Here is a 22868-nt window from a genome sequence, read left to right as displayed (position 1 = left end):
TTATGAGACATCCCTTTTATTTGTAATTTAATTCAAAAAATAATTAAAAGGTGAAGCAAAGAAACAATACCGTAATTAATCGATCGTTGTCCAATCTTGAGACCATTTCATTAATTCCTTAATAACTGGTTCTAAAGCTAGTCCTTTTTCAGTCAAAGAATATTCGATTCGAACCGGAGTTTCTGGGTAAACATCTCGTTTTACAATACCTGCTTGTTCTAAATCTTTTAGTCTTTCTGAAAGGACGCGCCCGCTAATTGGCAAAGTTGATTCGATCGTACAAAATCGTTGAGATCCAGAAAGAAGTTGAAAAATTATAAGAATTGCCCAGCGTTTACTAATTAACTCTACGCTTTTTTCAAACCGAGGGCATAATAAAGAAAAATTCATTTAACACCACCTCACCTATATCCATATTATAACTAAATTTGTATTAATAACAAGATTACCATACATAAATTTATTACTTGACGTAAGTTTATTACTAAATTAAACTTACTTACATAAAGTAACTAAATAATTTTTTTAGAAAAATAATAAATGTTTATTAATAGGTGGCAAAACAACATGAAAATGAATACAGAAGTATGTATTGTAGGTGCTGGTCCAGGTGGTGCACTTTTAGCATATTTGCTTGCAAAAAATAATATTTCAACAGTTCTTGTGGAACGACATAATGGAATTGATAAAGAATTTAGAGGAGAACATCTAAATTCTGATGGTGAACAAATATTAAAAAAGCATCATCTTTATGACAAAGTTCAAGAATACGGGCTACTACTAATGGATCGCGTTGAATATTGGAATGGTAATAAAATAATAAAAAGTATTTTTCCATCTCAAGGTTCAAAACATGTTGGTATTCATGTTCCACAAAATCATTTATTAAATGTTATTTTAAAAGAAGCAAATAAATATGATAACTTTAAGTTTTTAATGGGCACACGTGTGTTTAAATTAATTGAAGATCAAAATGGTCGCTATGTTGGTGTTAAAGCAATAAGGAATGGTACTGAAATAACAATTAATAGTTCGATTATTATTGGTGCTGACGGTCGATTTTCAACGATCCGTAAATTAGCAAATATACCAACGGATATTATAAAACATGGATACGATTTACTTTGGGCTAAAGTACCAAGACCAGCAAATTGGGATCCAACAGTTAGATTAACATTAATTAATAGACAACAATTGGCTTTGTTTACTCAAGCAGGAGGGTTTATTCAAATTGGATGGAACATAGATGAAGGTTCTTTTCCTAACTTAAGAAGTAAATCGTTCAGGCCTTTTGTAAATCAGTTAATCGAAGCATTTCCAGAACTGACTGAAACTGTTCAAGAAAAGATAAAATCTTGGAATGATTTTGTATTATTAAATGTTCAAAGCAGCCGTAGCGATACATGGGTAAAGGACGGTTTAATTATAATGGGTGACGCGGCACACACGATGAGTCCTACTGCAGCGCTTGGTGTAAATATAGCGATGAAAGATGCAGATATTTTAGCAGAAATCCTCCAAGATGCTATTCATAATAAAAATACTAGTACAATTATGTTAAAGAAATTTGAATATGCTAGACGAGGAGAAGTTGAAAGCTTACAAAAGCAACAACTAACACAGGAAAGTACTTTCAAAAATCACTTTGATGTGACTTTATAAAGATTACTGTTAACTAATTTTTAAGTATAAAAATGGACAAGTAAAAATTAAGAAGTATATTATCAATAAGAAATAGTGTAAGAAAACAGGAGGAAGCCTTATGATCAACGAAAAAGTAGTTTCTTTATTAAAAGAAAAAATTAATGTAATAAAAAATAACGATAAATCAATTTATTTAGTTGGACCAATTAAACTACCAGTAAATTTAGATGGAGAAACAGTCATTTTTCAATGGTATTGTTGGCTTCGCTGTGAGGATATCGAAGGAGATTTTTGTAGCGATGGATCGTACAAGACTGAAAAAATTATTAGTAAATTAGCTTCTTCAAATTTAGCTGAAATGCAACAATCAAGTGTTTTAGTTTATGGTGACTTTGAAAATTCAGAGGATGCTCTTATTCGAATGCATAGTATTTGTCATACGGGCGATATTTTTGGAAGTAAACGTTGTGATTGTGGATTCCAATTAAAAGAAGCAATGAAAATGATTTCTTCAAATGAATCGGGTGCATTATTTTATTTAGCAAACCATGAAGGAAGAGGAATCGGTTTATTTAGTAAAGCAATGGCATATGTTCTTCAAGAGCAAGGATTTGATACTGTGGAAGCTAATGAGGAGCTAGGTTTTGTAGATGATGCACGAAACTACGATGATGCTATTCGAGTATTAAAAACACTTCGTTCAAAACCAGTTACTTTAATTACAAACAATCCAAGAAAATTGGATGCTCTTCAAAAATCGGGGGCGAATGTATCTGGAAGAATTCAATTATGGGGAGACAAATCAAAGTATAACGAAAAGTATTTAGAGACTAAAATTGTTCGTTCTGGTCATTTTAAAGGAGGACGTACAAGTGAGTAATCATGAATTTTATATGAATTTAGCTATTCAAAATGCCATAGCTACTAAAGGGCAAACCGATCCAAACCCATTGGTAGGATCTGTGATTGTAAATGATAACCGAATTGTTGGAATTGGTGCTCACTTAAAAGCAGGTGAGCCTCATGCTGAAATTAATGCACTTAGAATGGCAGGAGATAAAGCTGAGGGTGGCACAATTTATGTAACGCTTGAGCCGTGCTCTCATCATGGACGAACTGGTCCGTGTGCGGAGGCTATTGTACGAGCAGGCTTGAAAAAAGTTGTCGTCGCAACACTTGATCCGAATCCACTAGTTGCAGGAAGAGGAATAAAAATTCTTCAAGATGCTGGAATTGAGGTAATAACTGGAGTTTGTGAAGAGCAGTCGATAAAAATGAATGAAGTATTTAACAAATATATTGTTGAAAATATTCCTTTTGTCGTTATGAAATCAGCATCTACATTGGATGGGAAGATTGCTACTCATTCTTCCGATAGTAAATGGATAACTTCAGCGGAAGCTCGAAATGATGTGCATCAATTAAGAAATGAAATTGGTGCGATATTAGTTGGAGTGAACACTGTGTTAAAAGATAATCCAGAGTTAACAACTAGAATTCCATACGGACGTAATCCAGTAAGAGTGATTCTAGATTCGACTCTAAAAATTCCTTTAGATTCAAGAGTAGTAACTGATCATCAAGCAGAAACATGGGTATTCACGAGTCAAAAGCACTCTGAACAGAAAAAAATAGAATTGGAAGACTTAGGTGTAAAAGTATTTGTTACGAACGATTTAAGTAGAGTTGATTTAAACGAAATGCTAAAAATTCTAGGTGAACATTCAATCTCTTCTTTATTAGTAGAAGGTGGCGGAGAAGTGAATTCTTCCTTTATGGCACAAAAATTAGTTGATAAAGTAATTGTCTATTTAGCTCCTAAATTAATAGGTGGAAAAAATGCACCTACATTTTTAGAAGGTACTGGGATTGATAAAATGGGACAAGCGATTGAACTCGAAGATATTGAATTAACGAAAATTGGTCCTGATTATAAATTCATAGGCTACCCAAAATATATTACTTCATGAGGAAGGACTTTTAGAATGAAATTCGGATTCGATATTGATGATACTTTAATTGATTTAAGACAGCATGCTTTTCACATTTATAATAAAAAGCTAAATAAAAATATTCCTATAGAAGCTTACAATGAATTAAAAACAGTTGAAATTCATGAACCTTTTGGCTTAACGGCAGAGGAAGGAAGCAAAATGTGGAAGAGTAACCTAGAAGAAACATACTTTACTACTTGTCCTCCATTTCCATATGCAGTTGAAACATTACAAGAATTAGAAAAGCAAGGACACGAAATTTATTATGTGACAGCTAGAAATAAAGAATATGGTGAACGAACAAAAGAATGGTTAAAAAAAAATGGGTTTCCAGTTCATCAAAATCGCTTTTATTGTGGAATGAAAGATTCTGAAAAAATTCATATTATAAAAGAATTAGGTTTAGATTACTATTTTGATGATAAACCAGAAATATTGAATACACTCTCAGAATTAACTTTAAAAGTCTACGTGAAAGACACTTCATATAATCGAGGATTAGACATCCCACGTATTACATGCTGGTCTGAATTAAAAGAGATTATTGAGAGTAATTACTAAAAAAAACACCTGTGAAAGGTGTTTTTTTTAGTATGATGTTTGAAAATCTTATTTAAATCTTTTAAAACCTAAAAAATGTTGGTTCCAATATGAATTGTTTATTTTAGAAATCGTTACTCCTGAACTGCTACTTGCATGGATAAACTCATTACTATTAATAACAATACCCATATGAGACGGTCCATAAGTATAAGTATTTTCGAAAAAGATTAAATCTCCAGCTTGAAAGTCGTCTACGGATTTTAAATTTGAATTATTATACCAATAACCTGCAACGTTTGTTCTAGGAAGTGACATGCCAGATTCTTTGAAAACATAAGAAATAAACCCACTACAGTCAAATCCAGATGGAGTTTCTCCACCCCAAACATAAGGTACACCTGAATACTTTTTTGATACGGTGATTAAAGTTTGTACATCAAATGACTGAGAGTTATTTGAAACTACCTTATTTGAATCTGGTTTATTTGAATCCGTCTTATTTGTATCTGTCTTATTTGAATCTGTTTCTTTTCCAACATATGATGCACTAATATACCCTGTTTTCCCATTATATTTTACTTTATACCAACCATTAGATAATGAGATTACTTCTAGTCTTTGGTTTTTATTAACACTACCTAAAATCTGATAAGAAGTTCCAGCCCCAGATCTGATGCGGACACCACTACCAGTAGAAATGTAGTTTCCCGAACTGACCACTTGATTATTATTACTATTATTCGATTCAGTTACTTTTCCGATATAAGATGCACTAATATACCCTGTTTTCCCATTAAATTTTACTTTATACCAGCCATTAGACAATGAGAGTACATCTAGTTTTTGATTTTTATTAACACTACCTAAAATCTGATAAGAAGTTCCAGCCCCAGATCTGATGCGGACACCATTACCAGTAGAAATGTAGTTTCCCGAACTGACCACTTGATTATTATTACTATTATTCGATTCAGTTACTTTTCCAACATATGATGCACTAATATACCCTGTTTTCCCATTAAATTTTATCTTATACCAACCGTTAGACAATGAAATTACATCTAGTTTTTGATTTTTATTAACACTACCTAAAATCTGATAAGAGGTCCCAGCTCCAGATCTTACGCGGACACCATTGCCGGTTGATTTATATGTACTTATTATATTATTTGAATAAAGATTACTAGATTGCAGAGTTTTCTTAGAGTCTATAGAGGCTGCAGCTGCAGTAGTATTATATGGAATTTGAATTGTTAATGTTGAAGCAAGTCCAACTAACGCCATTGAGTTTAATGCTCTCTTTTTATTTCTGTCTCCTTTCAAATGTAACTTAATTAAGGTACTTGCTGATTTCGATTTCATTACTAACCTTCCCTCTAACCAATAACTGAAATAACAAAGAAAAAATCCCTTACCTCTTTTGATAGTAAGGGCAAATCTTAGATATACATGAATTTGGTATTTTAATTATAGAATGTGAGATCACATTAATTTAAATTCTAACATAATAACATCTGTGTCTTCACTTATTTAGTGTCAAATTTTTCCGGAAAAGTAAATTTAAATCAAATTTTAATAAAAAAAACAAAGAAGAAACTTGACATTTCCATTATTCTACAATATGAAAAAACTGTAATAGTTTTTTTATTTCAGTAAAGATCTATAAGTTTATATCTTTATGAAAGTTTTGTTAATTAAACTAATACTATAGAATACAAGGTGTCTAGAAATTTATGGTGTAAAAAAGTCTACTAAAATCTTAATCTTACCCTTAATTGGAGGTGCTAGCCAAAGTGACAAAGCTTGAATTTGATATTCAAAACACACTCATTACAAAACATACGGATTATAAAGGCTATAAAATTAGATTTTCGATTCATCAACAGCATTATGTACTTTTGGTCGGTAAAACAAATATATTATTTCCTTTATCTCTCATTCACACTTTTAATGAAAAAGGAACATGTCAGCTTTGCAATAAACTAGTTTTTCCCTCAAATATTAGTCAACAAGTCTGTCCAACATTATTTAATAGAAGAAAAGAATTATTAGCTTACTTCCAAGAACATTATTCTGAGCAATTTTAATCAGTTATAAAATGGCTTTTGACAATCATCGACCAAAGTAAAATAATAAATTTAATAAGAATTCATGATGAAAAACTACTTTTTGGGTAGTTTTTATTTTTTTATGAAAATATTTAACGATAATGAGACATAAAAATAGCATTTCATCATATATTTTGTTGAAAACGGAGGTGTTATTTCACATGGTTATTAAAAATTTAGACATTCAAAATGTGGTAATTAGTAAGCTTGGGGGATACGAAGGTTATAAAATAAGCTTTTCCGTAAATCATCAAAGCTACATATTATTAGCAGGAAAGCAAAAAACGATTTTCCCTTTGTCTATTAAACATGCATTTATTGAAAAGGAAAAATGTCAGTTTTGCAATAAACTTGTATTTAAATCAGCAATAAGCCAGCAAATTTGCTTGGATCTTCTTCTTAAGAAAAGCGATTTATTATCTTATTTTCAACAAAAATATCCAGAACCATTTGAGCAAATATAAGTATATTATTTAAAGAAAACTGTCCAGGAAAAACCACTAAAGAGGTGGTTTTTTGTTTATAGTATTTCACCCTCCATGAATTAAAAATAGTTGATTCAGAATTGTAATGATCTAATTAAAAAAACAATGTGGAAATACGATGATTATTGTTGTACTATTCTTATAATTCTAGTTTTATTGGGGGATATTTTTATGTCTAATTCTTTATTACCAACAAATACAATTTCTTTACAATTTTATAATGATACATATAATGAGCAATTAAAAAACTATTTTCTAGCTGATGAGCATCTTAAATTTACTGGTCTACCTATTGATAATATTGAGACATGTAAATTAGAGGCAGATCGTCATGCGATTTTGATATTGAGTAATAACGATGTTGCAGGATTTTTTGTTTTGCATGGTTGGGATGGAGTTAGACAATATAGTGATAATAAAAATGCAATTCTCTTAAGGGCTTATTCAGTTGATACAAATTTTCAAGGAAAAGGGATTGCGAGTCAATCTTTAAAATTGTTGCCTTCATTTGTAAAAGCGAATTTCCCTGAGCGAGATGAAATTATTTTAGGAGTAAATCATAAAAATATTGCTGCACATCATGTTTATTTAAAAAGCGGTTTTATTGATAAAGGAATTAGAGTAATGGGGAGAAAAGGTGAGCTCTTTATTATGCATATGAATCTTGTATAAGTTTAGAAAGAAGGAAGATACGATGTACGGAGTTATAGCTTTATTTGATGAAAAAACCGAACAAATCATTAAAGATATTTGGACAGAGTTAAGCGAAAAATCGATTTCTTTCTATGCTGATGAAGTAGTAGATCGTATACCTCATATTACTTTAGCAAGTTATCATAATTTAGATAAAAAAAGCTTTTTTGATCAATTTGATAATTTTTATGAGAATAAGCCAAAGATAAATATTACGCTTAATTCAATTGGTTCGTTTCTAAATACTGGGACGTTGTTTTTTTCGCCAATTGTTTCAAGAGATTTAGTTGATTTTCATGAAGATTATCATATTTATTTTAAACAATTTAATGATAATCCAAATTCTATGTATTTGCCTGGTAAGTGGGTACCGCATTGTACATTAGCTAATCGATTGTCACCGGATAAGCTAGTTGAAGCATATCACTATTGTTTAAATCGAAATGACATATTAGTTGGGAACTTACAAAGGGTTGCTATTATCGAAATGATTAATAAAAATAATGCACCAATAATTTATTCAAAGTATTTAAATTCGATAAATTAAGTTAAAAAACTCGTAAATCATTGCGAGTTTTTTATTTTTAAAGAATCTTGTTAATAAAATTCAAGTATTAAATCAAGATAATGCACATTGTAAGTAATTGAATTTATTAATTGCTCTCATCCTACCGAAATGAAATAAATCTCCATTTCAAAAAGTGAATTGAAAATAACTCAATCGAGTTGTATTCAGTTCACTTATTTTATTAATTTGAGTCGTTTAGACTCAAATAAATGTTGATTTATTGGGGTTCTTTAATTCTGGCATGGTTATTGCAAAGTAAAGGACATAGGGGAAAAAATAGCGACACTTCCGCCTTGGTTTATTGGTGTCATTGGGTCAGCTGGTCTACTAGCAGCTTTAGTACCTAGTTCGTTGTTATTATTAACGGCCTCAACCTTACTTTCCAAAAATATTTACAAAGCAATAAAACCGGAAACAAGCGATGCTAAGTTAGCAGGACTTACAAGAATCTTAGTTCCAATCATAGCTTTAATCGCATTATTTTTTACATTTTATGGTGGAAAGACAATGCTTTCTCTTTTATTAATGGCATATAGCTTTGTCTTACAATTGTTCCCTGCATTGATTGTTACGTTCTTAAAGCGTAATCCAGTTACAAAAATTGGAGCAGTAGCAGGAATACTATCTGGACTAGTTACAGTAGCATACGTAACAATAAAAAATACAACTTTTGGAACAATATTCCCTCATGCTCCTCAATTTTTAAAAGATTTTGATTCAGGATTTATTGCATTCACGATTAATATTGTCTTTATGTTTGGAGTTAGTGGAATTACTTATTTAGTAAAAATAAGACCAAGGGTAAGGCAAGAAACGATTAAGGAACAATGGTGAGAAAGATGAAGATTGTATGTATTGGTGATAGTCTTACAGAAGGTTTAGGAATATCAAAAGTTGACGCATGGCCGACTATTCTTCAAAACGTATTATCAGTCGAGATTATTAATAAAGGGATATCAGGTGATACAAGTACTGGAATGCTGTCACGATTCTACCATGATGTCGTATTAAATAATCCATCACATGTTATTATTTGTGCAGGTGCAAATGATTTATGGTGGGATGTTGAAATAAACTATATACTTTCAAATATTTATTCGATGGTAAAGCAAGCAATTCACAATGGTATTCAGCCTATTGTAGCAATCCATCCGCCAATTCACATAGAACATATCAATCATCAAGAAGTGTGGGAACCGATTTCTGGTTATGATACATTCGTGTTGAAGGCACAGGAGTTAGCAAATCGAATCGGGCAAATGGTAAAAGTGAATCAATTTCAACTTGTTGATTTTCGAATTCCATTTCAACAATATCAGAATCTAAACTCAAAGTTTTTTGAAGGTACTGATGGAGTACATCCAAATGAACTTGGTCATAGTGCTTTAGCAAACCAGGCATATCAAACGATTGTAAATTTATGATGGAGTACTAAAAACTTGAACGGATAGCAAAGTTAAGCTATCCGTTTTTAATTTTGGGAAAGAAAACTTTAGGCATAGGGTTCTAAGAAAAATCCTGGTATCTTTTTAATTAACTGTATCAATTGCTTTAAGTTCATAAAGCAAATATGTATTATTATTTCTCCATTCTACTTTCTGAATAACAGCTATTCCAAAAGGTTTTTCATCATTCTTTCGGGAGACATTGATTGGTGTGTCAATAGGGTATAAATGGTATCCGTTTTGTTTTAACGAGAATAGATTGTTTTCTTGTCTAACGGCGTGCTCGTTCGTTACAATTAACCAATTAAATTCAAATGGCATACTCATATTTTGAAAACTCCTTAAATTGAATAGAATATTTATTATAGTAAAGATTAATCTCTTAAAAATATCTTAATATATTTTAGTTCTGAACACAAAATAGAGATTTTAGAGAAAGTGATAATGAAAGATGAAACCCATTTTCCATATTTTTTTTATAAAAGCTAAAAAACATAGGATAGTCCAAGTTATTATAAACTGACTATCCATTTAATATTTTTAAACTTTTCATATACACAAAAAACGTATGGTCATTGATTAGGTAATTCGACTATATAATAAAATAAACGGTTTTTTTTTTGTAGTTGCTTTTTTGGAAGGGGCTGATGTTTATGCGAAGAAATAAAAATGCGGCTCTTATTGCAATCTTATGGTTATTCATGGTGATTTTTATTGTTGTAAATGCAATACGTCATATTCGAGTATATATGGTTTACAGTTCAGGCTTAATGCCTTTTATTGTTTGTGGAATGATTATCTTTGCGATTATTATCCTTTATGTAAGTGGTTCGAATCAGCGGAGATAAAAGCCTTTATGAACCCATTGTTTTAGGGTTCTTTTTTTTGGTTAGATATTGAAGAACAATTGTAAATTACAAATTTCGATACTTTACTAACTGAGTAAGGTATTGATCTTCTTGCTTTTTTAAAAACGAGAGTGTCCCATAAATACATTTTGGGACCCCTCGTTTTTTCTTGTAAATACAAGTTTTGAAATTAAGCATAAAGAAAAAGAATTAAAAATATAATTGACACTGATAATCATTATCATATAAAATTACAATTGAAAATGATTATCAATATCAAATATTGGTTGATTCTCTTCTTTAAATAAATGCTCAGGATGGGTAAGAAAAAACCATTAAGGAGGCCGTTGATGGATAAACATTTCATTATTTTAGAGCCATTTCATCAGCAAGTAACATGTTGTTGTCCAGGTCAAAAGCATCAACACGTAATTGAATTTAGTGAAGGTGATTTATGGACGATGACAAGTGAGAGAAAATATGTTGATTGCTTAGGATGGCATTATTTAATTGATAACAATAATGACTTTGAGTTTTATTTGCATGTTGAAGACATCGAAAGCTTATACGAAAGTGGTGTACTTTGTTCCATATGGGATATAGATCTTAAAATAAATCATTTAAATTTTAAAATTAATGAAGCACTTGATGTGAATGATCGAGAGTCATTTCTTACAATTGCAAATGAATTACGTAGTTTAAAAGAATTAAAGAACAAATTTTTCACAAATAAAGATGTTGTTTAAATAGTTTTCATAAATAAAAACGCATGATTGAGGAGAGAGAAGAATGGCTAAAATTTTAATCGCTTTTGCAAGTATGTCAGGTAACACAGAGGAAATAGCTGAGTTAATTAAATCTAGTATAGATACGATGGGCCATGATATAGAAATGAAAGAAATTGAAAATATCAATACACAGAAATTATTAGAATTTGATGGCATCCTATTAGGAGCTTATACATGGGGGGACGGCGAGCTTCCATATGAAGTAGAAGATTTTTACGATGACATTGAAAACTTAAATTTAACTGGTAAAAAAGCTGCTGTATTTGGATCAGGTGATCATGCTTATCCTAAGTTTTGTGCTGCTGTAGGTCTATTAGAAGATAGATTAAAAGAATGCGGGGCCGAAATAATAGAGGAAGGATTAAAAGTAGAATTAGCACCGGAAACGGAAGAAGACATTGAACGTTGTGTTACGTTTGCCATTAACTTTATTAGCCAATTTGAAGATCAATTTGAGGGAACTGTATGAATAACATGTTCAGTTCTACAGCAGTAACAAGAACTGAAAATGGTAGTACGATTATAGCTACCGTAAATAATGGAATTATCATTGATTATGATGGAAACAGGACTTTCAGCTTTCCATTAATAAAAAATCAAATTCGTGATTTGAAATGTGTTGGAAAAATTGTATATGGTGTTGGAGATAACGGGCTATTTATTAAGAGCCTAAATGAAGGTAAAGAATGGATCATCAAGCAGTTTCCTACAAAAGCAAGTGTATGGAGTGTTTGCTGTAATTCAAACGGGCTAGTCGTAGCACATGGAGATAAAGTAATTTACATATCAACGAACTTTGGTGAAACTTGGAAAATCATTTCTCCATTTAAAGTCAGTAAACCACCTTCCATACGCTCTTTATGCTTACATGGCAGTATGTTATTTATTGGTACAAAAATTCATCCAACTGATGGTGGAATTTGGATGTTAGACTTACGCACATATAAATTCATAAGAGTAAAAGTTGAGTCTGATAAAATGATTTCATCAATGATAGTAAATAATGGACTTTTCGTTACAGTTAGTGGTTCATGTAGAGGAAGAGATGGAGTTGTAGAATATTTACCAATCAAAAGTCTTAACGAAGAGAATGGTCGTTGGAATCAATGCTATAGTACAATAAGTAATGGAAGTTATTTAGATGTTAGTGCACATAATGGAATCGTGTATACAACCTCCAGTCAAAATGATTCAGGCTATAGCACCGTTTCAAGAGTTTATTTAGAAAATCAATTAATTGTACCGTGCGATTACGTAAAAGGTCATGGCTGGAGAATCTGTAATGAAAATGAAAATTATATCGTCGCAGGACAATATGAAACTAGATTTTTTGAGAAAGATTCTAAAAGAGTGTGTTGAGATGGGGAAAAAAAACATAAAAACATGTGGCTCCATTCGTCAAAGAGGCTGACAAATGGGGCCCCTTTTTACATTCAATACTTGGAATCTAATTGCACCCAGCTGTTCATTTGCAACATTTCCTCATTAATTTGCAAAGGAAGAACCTTTATTTGCGCTTTTCTACGACTAACTTGCAACTCAGATTTTATTTGCCATTACTCATTTTTTAATGAAGTATAGCCAATTCAATTTGAGATATAAATAGGAGGGTTCCCCTAAAGGGACCCTCCTGCTTTTATCTAATCTGCAATTACCAAATTTGTATTTGTCTTATTAAATTTAGAAATAAAATTTTTATTAATATGAGAATCTGTAATGATATAATCAATTTTTTCAAGCGGAGCTATGTGAACAGTGACGTTTTTACCGAACTTTGTGCTGTCAGCCGCTACATAATTAAGGTTGGATAACTCAATTATTTTTTTCCTTGTAATCGCTTCTTCTAAATTATAATCAGAAATTCCTTTTTCAATTGTAATTCCGCTTGCGCAAATAAACGTCTTTAATATATTTAATTCGCTAAAATTAAATAAGTAATCGTACGTAACCACTGATTGTTCATTTCTTCTGATTTTCCCACCGATAATGATCAATTCAATTGAGCTATTCATTAATTCATTAATGATTGGAATAGAGTTTGTAACGACTGTTAGATTCTTTTTGTCTTTAATAAATTTCGCAATTTGTAATGTAGTAGAACCACTATCTAAGTAAACGCAATCACCATCTTCTATATGTTCAGCACATTTCTGAGCGATTTTTTCTTTTTCCTCCAAGTGGCTTACCATTCTTTCTTCCATAGATGATTCAAAAAACTTCGATTCAGCTATTTTCGCACCACCATATATTTTCTCTATTTTGCCTTGTTTTTCAAGTAGATTTAAATCTCTTCGTAAAGTATCAGTAGATATATTTAGAGCATTTGTTAACTCAGTTATTTTTAAGACATTATTTATTTTTAATAAATCAATTATTTTTTGTTGTCTTTCAAGTGGAAACATAACCTCACCCATTCAGTATTTAATAATATTTGCTTACAGTTTAATGAAAAGAATGTAGATTTTCAATAGAAGTAATGCAAATGTTTCATTAAGTAATTGTAAATATGCGCATAAGTTATGCAAGAGTTACTTATAATTTACATATTATTTACTTAAAAAGCTAATTGAATTTACATATGAATTTTATACTAAGGTTGTACTTAAGGGGGTGACAGTTTGCTGAAACTACAAAACGTTAGCAAACAGTTTGATAAAAAAGTCGTATTAACAGATATAAATCTTGAAATTAAAACCGGAGAAATCGTCTCATTACTAGGTCCAAGTGGAAGTGGAAAAACGACTTTATTAAATCTAATTCTTGGTCTAACGCAAATGGATCAAGGTCAAATCATATTCAATGATGTAGATATTACTAAAACGCCAATGAAAGATAGAGGATTCAATATCGTTTTCCAAGATTATGCACTTTTTCCTAACTTGAATTCTTATGAAAACATTGTTTACGGATTAAGAAATAAGAAAGGCCTTGTATCGGATCAAGAATTACAGGAATATATTGATTTCTTAGAATTAAAGCCTCATTTAAATAAGAAAATAGGAGAGCTATCTGGGGGTCAGAAACAAAGAGTTGCACTTGCTAGAACATTAGTAACGAAACCAAAAATTTTACTATTAGATGAACCTTTAAGTGCACTAGATGGCGTTATAAAAGAATCAATTAAAGAACGAATTAAATCAATCGCAAGAGAATTTAAACTAACTACGATTATCGTTACACATGATCCAGAAGAAGCTTTAACTTTATCAGATAAAATTTTAATTATTAATGAAGGTAAAATTTCACAATTTGGTACGCCAAGTGAAATCATCAACCAACCAAATAATCGATTCGTTGAAGAGTTTATATTAAAGCAGCTTCAAATTAAGAGACATAATATTTACAACTTATTTGGTGAGAAATATGCATAAAGTTAAACCTGAAATGCGAGTTATTTACTTAGCAATATTACTACTATTTGTCTCATTTCTATTATTACCATTAATCATATTATTTTATCGCTCACTTGAAACGGATCATGGTTTTGGAATTTATAATTATATAACAATACTGTCAGATAAAACCCTAGTACAAGCAGTTGGAAATAGTATAAAGGTTTCTACAATTACTGCTTGTGTCAGCACAATATTAGCTTTTATTCTGGCATATTCAATTAACTGTACGAAATTGATTCAACCTTTTAAAGGATTTATGAAAATAGTTATTGTCATACCAATGTTGCTTCCAACGATCACATATGGATTTGCGATTATTTATTCCTTTGGTCAACAAGGTTTAATTACAAAACTACTAGGTAAAAACTTATTTGAAATTTATGGGTTTAATGGATTGATAATTGGATACGTAATTTATACATTACCAGCTGCATTCCTATTAATTAATAATTCTTTTAAATATATTGATAAAAAGTTTATGGTTGTTTCTGAATTGATGGGTGATGGACGATTTAGAAGCTTCAAAAATACAATTATTCGCCCATTACTTGGTACCCTTGGTGGAGCTTTTGTTCTTTCCTTCATTTTAAGCTTTACGGATTACGGTATTCCGGCTTCGGTGGGTGGTACATATTACGTTGTAGCTACCCAGTTATATCAAGTTATGCTTGGATCAATTCCAAATTTTAATAATGGTGCAGTCATTGCAGTATTAATGTTAGTTCCAGCTGTATTTGGCGTTTTATTACTAAACTATCTCGAAAAATTCAATTTTCATTATGACAAGTTTACAAACGTTGAAATGATTTCCAACAAAGTACGAGATATTTGGTTTGGGATAATTTCTACAATCATTTTAGTTGGAATCCTATCAGTATTTGCAGTAATGTTCATCATTCCATTTTTTATTAGTTATCCATTTAAATTAACTTTTACGCTACAACATTTCGTAGATGCTTTTCAATCAAGCGATCTAATAGGAGTTTATAAAAACTCGTTATATGTTTCAGTTGTAACAGCAATACTAGGATCGATTGTTGCATATAGCTCGGCACTATTAAATGTGCGAACAAATATAAAAAATAAATCTAAGCTAGTGATCGACTTAATTTCAATGTTAACAAACACTGTTCCAGGAATGGTCTTAGGTTTATCGTATTTACTATTTTTCAATAATAGTAGTTTAAAAGGAACATTTGCAATTATCATTCTTTGCAACATCGTTCACTTCTTTACTACACCATATTTATTAGCGAAAAACTCCTTATCCAAAATGAATCCTGGTTGGGAGACTACTGGAGAATTAATGGGGGATTCATGGTTTAAAACAATTTATAGAGTTGTTTTACCCAACTCTAAGTCAACAGTTTTTGAAATGATTAGTTACTATTTTATCAACTCAATGGTAACGGTAAGTGGGATCATTTTCTTAATAACAGCTGAAACTTCATTGGTTGCAAGCAAAATTAAAGAACTTCAGCATTTCCAAAAATACGATGAAATATTTGTATTATCTCTATTAATCTTTTTCACGAATTTAATCGTCAAATTCATCTGCGACTATTTCCAGAGAAAAAGTGTTTTGCAGGGATAATCAATCATTTATAAAAAATAAAAATAAGTGAGGTTACTTTATGTTTAAGAAATTTAAAGGAATCATGTTGTCATTATTCGCACTATGTTTAGTTTGTTCATTAACTGCATGTAATAGTTCAAAAACAAATGCCTCAGGAAAAGTTGTTATTTATACGAATGGCGATGAAGAAGCTATTACATCAATGGAAAAAGCATTAAAGAAATCAGGTTATGAAGGGAAATATGTGTTCCAAACATTTGGTACTTCTGAATTAGGTGGAAAACTTATGGCAGAAGGTGACAAAATCGAAGCGAATTTAGTAACAATGAGTTCATATTTCTTAGATAGTGCTCAAGAAAAACAAAATATGTTTGAAGACTTAACGTTTAAAACAAATTCACTAGAAAAATATCCTGCATTCTATACACCAATTTTAGCTAACACAGGATCAATCTTTGTAAATACAAAAGTAATAAAAGAAAAAGGCTTACCAATGCCAACTTCAATCAAAGATTTAGCTAAACCAGAATTTAAAGGTTTAGTATCAATTCCAAATATCATGGATTCTTCAACTGGATGGTTATTAATTCAAGCAATTATTACTCAGTATGGGGACGTAGAAGGTAAAACAATTTTACATGATTTAATCGCAAACTGTGGTCCACATTTAGAGAGCTCAGGTTCAGGTCCAATTAAGAAAGTAGAAGCTGGCGAGGTTGCAGCGGGTATTGGGTTACGACACCAAGCAGTATTAGATAAAAGTTCAGGTTTACCAATTGACTATGTAGATCCAACAGAAGGAAACTTCTCACTAACTGAGTCAGTTGCAGTTGTTAAAAAAGATAAGAAATCAAATGAATTAGCTATGAAAATGGCAGAAGTAATTATTAAAGATGCTCGTAAAGATTTAATCAAAAATTTCCCAGTTGCTTTATACAAAGGAGAAACTGTAAGTGACGAGCATAAACCAGCTCATTCTATGAAATTTAGTCAACCATTAACAGTTAAATTATTAGAAGAGCACCAACAGTTCTTTAATGCTGCAAAATAATTACTAAGGGGATGAAGAGTCATGAAAAATTATAAATTACTAACACCAGGTCCATTAACAACAACAAGTACGGTCAAAGAAGAAATGCTCTTTGACCGATGTACTTGGGAAAATGATTACAAAAAAATAACACAAAAAATTAGAGCGCAACTTTTAGAGTTGGCAAACGCATCAGAAGAAGATTATACAGTTGTTTTAATGCAAGGTAGTGGTACATTTGCAGTTGAATCAGTTATTAGTTCAACAATCTCAAAAAATGACAAAGTATTGATTGTAACGAATGGAGCTTATGGTGAACGTATTGTAAAAATGGCTAAGTATATTGGGCTTAATTTCGTTCAATATAGCATTGCATATGATGAGTTGCCTAAAGAAGAAGAGTTAAGAGACATTATTGAAAAAGATCAAGCTATTACTCACATCGTAATGGTTCATTGCGAAACAACAACTGGTATTTTAAATCCTATTGAAACGGTAGCCGAACTTTCAAAAGAGTTTAATAAAACGCTAATTATTGATGCAATGAGTAGCTTTGGTGGTATCGAAATTGATGTACAAAAACTGGAAATTGATTACTTAATTAGTAGTGCTAATAAATGTATTCAAGGTGTACCAGGATTTGGGTTTGTTATCGCAAAACTAGAAAAGCTTGTTCAATGTGAGGGAATTGCTCGAAGTTTATCTTTAGATTTATTTGATCAATGGAAAGAAATGGACAAAGATGGTAAATGGAGATTTACTTCTCCGACACATGTTGTTGCAGCATTTTCAAAAGCGATAGATGAATTGATTGAAGAAGGTGGCATTTCAGCTAGATTTGATCGTTATCTAAATAATAACCGCTTGTTAAGAATGAGACTGAAAGAAGTTGGAATTCATGCTTATATTACTGAGGAAAATCAATCGCCAATTATTACAACGTTCTTATTTCCAAGTGAACAGTTTAGCTTTGAAAACTTCTATTACTTCGTAAAGGAAAAAGGATATGTCATTTATCCTGGCAAGCTAACTGATGCTGATACATTCCGTGTAGGAAATATTGGAGAAATTTATGAAGAAGATATTCAAAGTTTATGTAATATTATCGAAGAATATATGGGAGTGGTGACAAAATGAATAAAGTTGAAGGGATTATTTTAGATTGGGCAGGTACAACAGTTGACTTCGGATGTTTTGCGCCAGTAAATGTGTTTATCGATATTTTTAAAAATGCCGGAATTGAAGTAACAATGGAAGAAGCTCGAGCACCAATGGGAATGCTAAAAATCGATCATATCCGTGAAATGCTTTCAATGCCAAGAATTTCTAACCTTTGGATTGAAAAATATGAGAGACCATTCAATGAGCAAGATGTGAATATACTTTATGCAAACTTTGAGCCAGCTCTAATGTCTTCGCTATCTGACTATGCAGATCCGATTCCAGGAGTCATCGAAGTAGTGCAGGAATTAAGAAATCAAGGTCTTAAAATAGGTTCAACAACAGGATACACAAATAAAATGATGGATGTAGTCGTTCCAAATGCTGAGACAAAAGGCTATTATCCAGACTTCTATATTACACCTGACGATACAAATTCATTTGGTAGACCGTATCCATATATGATTTACCGTAACATGGAAGCATTAAAGTTAACAGTTCCATGGAAAGTAGTGAAAGTAGGCGATACAATTTCGGATATTAAAGAAGGAATTAATGCAGGTGTTTGGTCTGTCGGTGTCATTATCGGAAGTTCAGAAATGGGACTAAGTTTAGAAGAGTTTAATAGTTTAACAGATAGTGAGAAAGAAGCAATCATTTCAAAAACTCAACAATCATTTAGACAAAATGGTGCAGACTTCACGATTAAAACGATGAGTGAATTACCTATGTTAATTGAAAAAATAAATGATCTAATTTTAGAAGGTAAGAAAGTAAAATGCTAAAAAATCATTTGAAAAGAGAAGGTGACATTAACTCAAGTCCTCTTCGCATGGAATGGATGGATCAATTAAATCAAATTAGTAAAGAAGTCATTCAAGAGGATGAGCGGGTCTTTGTAAGACAATCAATGTCTACGCCTTGTCTTAATGGAATAGTCGATGCTAGTGGAAGTTATCTAATTGATGTGAATGGGAATAAATATTTAGATTTTCATGGAAATAGTTCACATCAAGTTGGATATAAAAATCCATATGTAATTGAAGCAATCAAACAACAAGTTGATGAACTTCCATTTATTCCAAGAAGGTTTACAGCTGAGATTATCATTAAGGCAGCTAATAAACTAGTAAATAAAACAACTTCAAAAGATTACAAAGTCTTATTTACTCCATCTGGTAGTGCAGCTGTTGGTTTAGCACTTAAAATTGCGCGAAAAGTGACTGGACGTCATAAAGTCATTTCGATGTGGGAATCATTCCATGGAGCTGGATTAGATGCGATTTCAGTAGGCGGAGAATATGTTTTTAAAAAGGATATGGGCCCTCTTATGCCCGGTACTTTAAAAGCAATTCCTTTTAATGGATATCGTAATCTATTAAAAAGTGACTCTCATGAAGAAATTGCGAATTTTTGCTTAGACCATATTGAATATATGATTGAGCATGAAGGAGAAATTGGCGCTATTTTATTAGAACCAATTCGGGCAACTGATACACATATTCCACCAAAATCTTATTTTAAGAGACTAAGAGAAATATGTGATCGACATGAAATTCTATTAATATTTGACGAAGTTCCGACAGCTTTAATGAGAAGTGGAACATTTTATGTTCATCAAAACTTTGAGATCGAGCCTGATATTTTAGTTCTTGGAAAAGGTCTAGGTGGAGCGCTAATACCTCAAGCGGCTGTACTAACTCGTACAAAATACGATGTTGCCAAAGAAATATCACTAGGTCATTATACACATGAGAAACCGGCATTAGGCTGTGCAGCGATTTGTTCAACAATTGATTATATTGATGATTACAACTTGGAAGAGAATTGCCGAGTACAATCTGAATTCGTAAAAACAAAGCTAGTTGAACTTTACGAACAGTATGAGAAGATTGGCGATATTCGAGTTGCTGGATTATTGATTTCTATTGAGTTAGTTAAGTCTCGTGAAACTAAGGAAAAGAATGATTTATTAGCCGAAAAAATTCTATATTTTTGTTTAAATAATGGGCTTTCTTTTAAGCTTTCGGGAGGCAATTGCATAACATGGCATCCACCTTTAATTGTTATAAAAAACGAGTTAGAGTTTGCTGTGGCCCTTCTTGAAGAAGGGTTGAAAAGATTTAGTTAATTTAAAAAAGTGTAGCTAATATTCAACGTATGAGTTTAGCTACACTTTTTTATGATGGAACAATGAGTAGCGACATATAAAGTCTTAAGAATTGCAAATAAAATAGGGAGCACTCATGAGTCAGTTAACCTAACTTATGAGACACCCCACAGTCTACCGCATTACTTTTAGAATTATTTCACTAAACCGCCTCTTAGCTTAGTTACGCCAAATTCTAAATAACATTTTAAGCAGCTAAGCATAAATACCCAGCCTTCTTTATTATCGATTAAATGATGAACATATTGTGGGTCGCTTTCATTAAAGCCTTCTTCCACGACTTCAATAATTGTGTTATTTTGATCTTGTTCATTTAATGTAATTGTTACGATATTTCCTTCTACTGTAGGTCCCCAAGCAAATACAATCTTCTTATTTTCCTCAACCTCGATAATATTTATTTTACCTTCTGCATTGTAAAGATCGTATTTTAAAGTAATGACTTTTCCTTCTTCCCATCGTTCAGAGCTAGAAGAAAACCAAAAGTTACCTATTTTAGTTGGATCAACAAATGCCTCGAATATGTCTTTTGCTGGTTTGAAAATATTAAATTTAGTTACATTATTCATTTAAATATCAGCCCACTTTCAATTAATTTAATATGTATCATCTTTGTCCTTACTAACTTATTTTAAACTTTTATCTTTTAATTGTGAATATTTAGTCTTAATATTCAGATAATGATATAAACAAAGTTTAAAACTTTATCAATAAATTAACTATTTGTCCGTATTTTTGATAATAACCTAAAAAAGGATAGGCGTCTGCCTATCCCAATTCATACATTTAATATCGGTCTGATTCATGGCCCATATTTTTGGCTTTGTCAGACGCGACATCAGCTGCTTCTGTACTAGTGTGTTCAGTTCGATTACTCTTGGCTTTTTCTAAACCTTCGCGCACTCTGCGTCCGTATTCTTCATCAGCTTTTGTAAAATAACCAACCATCGTTTCTTGAATATGTGGCTTACATACTTTTAGTGCATCTACTAAATTTGAAATTAATTCGCTTTTTTCAGTTTCGTCGAAAGCACGGTAAGTATTACCAGCTTGGATAAAGTCATTAGGTCGATCTATTTTTTGGCGTACTAACTTATTATTGTACGTAGGTTCATGATCTTTTCCATTCTTTGGTGCTGCTTTTAATCCACCTAGTGATGAAGGTTCATAGTTCACATGTGGGTTTTGACCTGGCGCCGCGTCAACTTTATATTCCATTTGCCCATCACGTTGATTTGTCGCTACATGATTTTTGGGTGAATTAACTGGTAATTGTAAGTAATTTGTCCCAACTCGATATCGTTGTGTATCTGAATACGAAAAAGTACGGCCTTGAAGTAATTTATCATCTGAAAAATCGAGTCCGTCAACTAATACACCTGTCCCAAATGCAATTTGTTCCACTTCTGCAAAATAGTTTTCTGGATTTTTGTTTAATACCATTTTTCCAACTGGTAAAAAAGGAAACTTTTCTGGATCCCATAGTTTTGTAGGATCAAGTGGATCAAAATCAAGCTCTGGATGCTCATCATCACTCATGATTTGTACACATAATTCCCATTCTGGATAGTCGCCTTTCTCAATAGCCTCGTAAAGATCTTGAGTTGCATGATTATAATTAGTAGATTGGATTTCATTTGCTTCTTGTTGTGATAGATTTTTTATTCCTTGTTTTAGCGGTTCCCAGTGGTATTTAATAAGAACTGCCTCGCCATCTTTGTTTACCCACTTATATGTGTTAACACCAGATCCTTGCATTTGTCGATAGTTTGCTGGAATTCCCCATGGTGAAAAGATAAATGTAACCATATGAGTGGATTCTGGTGTTAGATGAAGAAAGTCAAACATTCTTTCAGGATCAGGAAGGTTCGTTACTGGATCCGGTTTAAAAGAGTGAACCATATCTGGAAATTTCAAAGGATCACGAATAAAAAAGATTTTTAAATTATTACCTACTAAATCCCAGTTTCCATCTTCAGTATAAAACTTTGTAGCAAAACCACGTGGATCACGTAAAGTTTCAGGAGAATGTCCACCACCTACAACTGTGGAAAATCGAACATACACAGGTGTTTTTTTCCCCTTCTCTTGAAATAATTTTGCTCTAGTATATTTAGAAATTGCGTGATCGCCTACTTTTCCATATGCCTCAAAATATCCTTGTGCTCCAGCTCCACGAGCATGCACAACACGTTCTGGAATTCGTTCACGGTCAAAATGAGAGATTTTTTCAAGAAAGTCATAGTTTTCTAAAGTTGTTGGTCCCCGATTACCAACGGTTCTTACATTTTGATTATCAGTTACAGGATGGCCTTGCCGATTCGTCAATATTTCTTCATTGTTTCCTTGATTATCCATAATTTTCCCCCATTCATACAAATTCAAAATTTAGAATGTCCATAAATTTGGAACGATATGCA

At 31.8% G+C, this 22868-nt stretch carries 25 protein-coding genes and 1 pseudogene; 20 read left to right on the top strand and 6 right to left on the bottom strand.

What is annotated here, in order from left to right:
* Positions 1–75: 75 nt before the first annotated feature.
* Positions 76–390 carry a winged helix-turn-helix transcriptional regulator gene (locus tag B6K90_RS08345; RefSeq protein WP_088012272.1) on the bottom strand — a complete coding sequence of 105 codons (315 nt, stop codon included), beginning with the start codon at positions 388–390 and terminating at the stop codon, positions 76–78.
* A 177-nt stretch (positions 391–567) separates the two neighbouring features.
* Between B6K90_RS08345 and B6K90_RS08340 the strand changes: the two genes are divergently transcribed.
* The 4 genes from B6K90_RS08340 (at position 568) to B6K90_RS08325 (ending at position 4199) form a co-directional block, all read left to right on the top strand.
* Positions 568–1662 (top strand): FAD-dependent monooxygenase, encoded by a 1095-nt coding sequence (locus B6K90_RS08340; RefSeq protein WP_088012271.1) that lies wholly within the window; start codon positions 568–570, stop codon positions 1660–1662.
* Between the two features lie 100 nt (positions 1663–1762).
* The gene (locus B6K90_RS08335) at positions 1763–2524 is read left to right on the top strand and encodes a GTP cyclohydrolase II (protein WP_088012270.1); all 762 of its coding nucleotides are present in this window, start codon (positions 1763–1765) and stop codon (positions 2522–2524) included.
* Positions 2517–3614: a bifunctional diaminohydroxyphosphoribosylaminopyrimidine deaminase/5-amino-6-(5-phosphoribosylamino)uracil reductase RibD gene (gene ribD, locus B6K90_RS08330; RefSeq protein WP_088012269.1), complete on the top strand. Its 1098-nt coding sequence runs from the start codon at positions 2517–2519 to the stop codon at positions 3612–3614. The genes B6K90_RS08335 and ribD overlap by 8 nt, the downstream gene beginning before the upstream one ends.
* Before the next feature lie 15 nt (positions 3615–3629).
* Positions 3630–4199 carry a 5' nucleotidase, NT5C type gene (locus tag B6K90_RS08325; protein WP_088012268.1) on the top strand — a complete coding sequence of 190 codons (570 nt, stop codon included), beginning with the start codon at positions 3630–3632 and terminating at the stop codon, positions 4197–4199.
* A 48-nt stretch (positions 4200–4247) separates the two neighbouring features.
* Here the strand turns inward: B6K90_RS08325 and B6K90_RS08320 are convergent, their stop codons facing one another.
* Positions 4248–5543, bottom strand: a complete 1296-nt coding sequence (locus B6K90_RS08320) for a C40 family peptidase (RefSeq protein WP_088012267.1) — start codon at positions 5541–5543, stop codon at positions 4248–4250.
* A gap of 431 nt (positions 5544–5974) precedes the next feature.
* Between B6K90_RS08320 and B6K90_RS08315 the strand changes: the two genes are divergently transcribed.
* The 6 genes from B6K90_RS08315 (at position 5975) to B6K90_RS08290 (ending at position 9459) form a co-directional block, all read left to right on the top strand.
* Complete coding sequence (locus tag B6K90_RS08315) at positions 5975–6268, top strand: hypothetical protein (RefSeq protein WP_088012266.1); 294 nt, start codon at positions 5975–5977, stop codon at positions 6266–6268.
* Positions 6269–6450: 182 nt separating this feature from the next.
* Positions 6451–6753, top strand: coding sequence for a hypothetical protein (locus B6K90_RS08310; RefSeq protein WP_088012265.1), 303 nt, complete (start codon positions 6451–6453; stop codon positions 6751–6753).
* 192 nt (positions 6754–6945) lie between these two features.
* Positions 6946–7446: a GNAT family N-acetyltransferase gene (locus B6K90_RS08305; RefSeq protein WP_088012264.1), complete on the top strand. Its 501-nt coding sequence runs from the start codon at positions 6946–6948 to the stop codon at positions 7444–7446.
* Positions 7447–7468: 22 nt separating this feature from the next.
* A complete protein-coding gene (locus B6K90_RS08300) occupies positions 7469–8014 on the top strand; it encodes a 2'-5' RNA ligase family protein (RefSeq protein WP_088012263.1) in 546 nt (181 codons plus the stop codon).
* Between the two features lie 285 nt (positions 8015–8299).
* Entirely contained in the window at positions 8300–8869 is a 570-nt protein-coding gene (locus B6K90_RS08295; RefSeq protein ID WP_139840700.1) for a sodium:solute symporter family transporter, read from the top strand.
* A 5-nt stretch (positions 8870–8874) separates the two neighbouring features.
* Entirely contained in the window at positions 8875–9459 is a 585-nt protein-coding gene (locus B6K90_RS08290) for a GDSL-type esterase/lipase family protein (RefSeq protein WP_167555312.1), read from the top strand.
* Positions 9460–9564: 105 nt separating this feature from the next.
* Here the strand turns inward: B6K90_RS08290 and B6K90_RS08285 are convergent, their stop codons facing one another.
* Complete coding sequence (locus B6K90_RS08285; RefSeq protein ID WP_088012260.1) at positions 9565–9807, bottom strand: DUF2584 family protein; 243 nt, start codon at positions 9805–9807, stop codon at positions 9565–9567.
* Between the two features lie 326 nt (positions 9808–10133).
* Here B6K90_RS08285 and B6K90_RS08280 point away from each other — a divergent pair, with 326 nt between their 5' ends.
* The 4 genes from B6K90_RS08280 to B6K90_RS08265 all read left to right on the top strand — a co-directional run bounded on the left by B6K90_RS08280 (position 10134) and on the right by B6K90_RS08265 (position 12475).
* Complete coding sequence (locus tag B6K90_RS08280; protein ID WP_088012259.1) at positions 10134–10328, top strand: hypothetical protein; 195 nt, start codon at positions 10134–10136, stop codon at positions 10326–10328.
* Positions 10329–10678: 350 nt separating this feature from the next.
* Complete coding sequence (locus B6K90_RS08275; RefSeq protein WP_088012258.1) at positions 10679–11074, top strand: hypothetical protein; 396 nt, start codon at positions 10679–10681, stop codon at positions 11072–11074.
* A gap of 43 nt (positions 11075–11117) precedes the next feature.
* Positions 11118–11585 (top strand): flavodoxin, encoded by a 468-nt coding sequence (locus B6K90_RS08270; RefSeq protein ID WP_088012257.1) that lies wholly within the window; start codon positions 11118–11120, stop codon positions 11583–11585.
* Positions 11582–12475 carry a WD40/YVTN/BNR-like repeat-containing protein gene (locus tag B6K90_RS08265; protein ID WP_088012256.1) on the top strand — a complete coding sequence of 298 codons (894 nt, stop codon included), beginning with the start codon at positions 11582–11584 and terminating at the stop codon, positions 12473–12475. Before B6K90_RS08270 ends, B6K90_RS08265 begins: the two co-directional genes overlap by 4 nt.
* Before the next feature lie 281 nt (positions 12476–12756).
* Here the strand turns inward: B6K90_RS08265 and B6K90_RS08260 are convergent, their stop codons facing one another.
* Positions 12757–13518 carry a DeoR/GlpR family DNA-binding transcription regulator gene (locus tag B6K90_RS08260; protein WP_088012255.1) on the bottom strand — a complete coding sequence of 254 codons (762 nt, stop codon included), beginning with the start codon at positions 13516–13518 and terminating at the stop codon, positions 12757–12759.
* A 216-nt stretch (positions 13519–13734) separates the two neighbouring features.
* Between B6K90_RS08260 and B6K90_RS08255 the strand changes: the two genes are divergently transcribed.
* The 6 genes from B6K90_RS08255 to pbfA are packed head-to-tail and all read left to right on the top strand — an operon-like array spanning position 13735 to position 20409.
* The gene (locus tag B6K90_RS08255; protein ID WP_088012254.1) at positions 13735–14487 is read left to right on the top strand and encodes an ABC transporter ATP-binding protein; all 753 of its coding nucleotides are present in this window, start codon (positions 13735–13737) and stop codon (positions 14485–14487) included.
* The gene (locus tag B6K90_RS08250) at positions 14480–16105 is read left to right on the top strand and encodes an ABC transporter permease subunit (protein WP_088012253.1); all 1626 of its coding nucleotides are present in this window, start codon (positions 14480–14482) and stop codon (positions 16103–16105) included. Before B6K90_RS08255 ends, B6K90_RS08250 begins: the two co-directional genes overlap by 8 nt.
* A 40-nt stretch (positions 16106–16145) precedes the next feature.
* Positions 16146–17138: an ABC transporter substrate-binding protein gene (locus B6K90_RS08245; RefSeq protein ID WP_088012252.1), complete on the top strand. Its 993-nt coding sequence runs from the start codon at positions 16146–16148 to the stop codon at positions 17136–17138.
* 21 nt (positions 17139–17159) lie between these two features.
* The gene (gene phnW / locus B6K90_RS08240; protein WP_088012251.1) at positions 17160–18254 is read left to right on the top strand and encodes a 2-aminoethylphosphonate--pyruvate transaminase; all 1095 of its coding nucleotides are present in this window, start codon (positions 17160–17162) and stop codon (positions 18252–18254) included.
* Positions 18251–19063 carry a phosphonoacetaldehyde hydrolase gene (gene phnX / locus B6K90_RS08235; protein WP_088012250.1) on the top strand — a complete coding sequence of 271 codons (813 nt, stop codon included), beginning with the start codon at positions 18251–18253 and terminating at the stop codon, positions 19061–19063. The genes phnW and phnX overlap by 4 nt, the downstream gene beginning before the upstream one ends.
* Entirely contained in the window at positions 19057–20409 is a 1353-nt protein-coding gene (gene pbfA, locus B6K90_RS08230; protein WP_088012249.1) for a (R)-1-hydroxy-2-aminoethylphosphonate ammonia-lyase, read from the top strand. Before phnX ends, pbfA begins: the two co-directional genes overlap by 7 nt.
* 173 nt (positions 20410–20582) lie before the next feature.
* Here the strand turns inward: pbfA and B6K90_RS08225 are convergent, their stop codons facing one another.
* Positions 20583–21017, bottom strand: coding sequence for an SRPBCC domain-containing protein (locus B6K90_RS08225; RefSeq protein ID WP_088012248.1), 435 nt, complete (start codon positions 21015–21017; stop codon positions 20583–20585).
* Positions 21018–21234: 217 nt separating this feature from the next.
* Positions 21235–22797, bottom strand: a pseudogene (locus B6K90_RS08220) (catalase); the annotation flags it as partial.
* Positions 22798–22868 lie beyond the last annotated feature (71 nt).

Origin of the sequence: Gottfriedia acidiceleris, from assembly GCF_002128425.1 — a bacterium.
In the GTDB taxonomy this organism is placed as follows: Bacteria; Bacillota; Bacilli; order Bacillales; family Bacillaceae_G; genus Gottfriedia; species Gottfriedia acidiceleris.
This window is presented reverse-complemented; position numbering and strand designations above follow the sequence as displayed.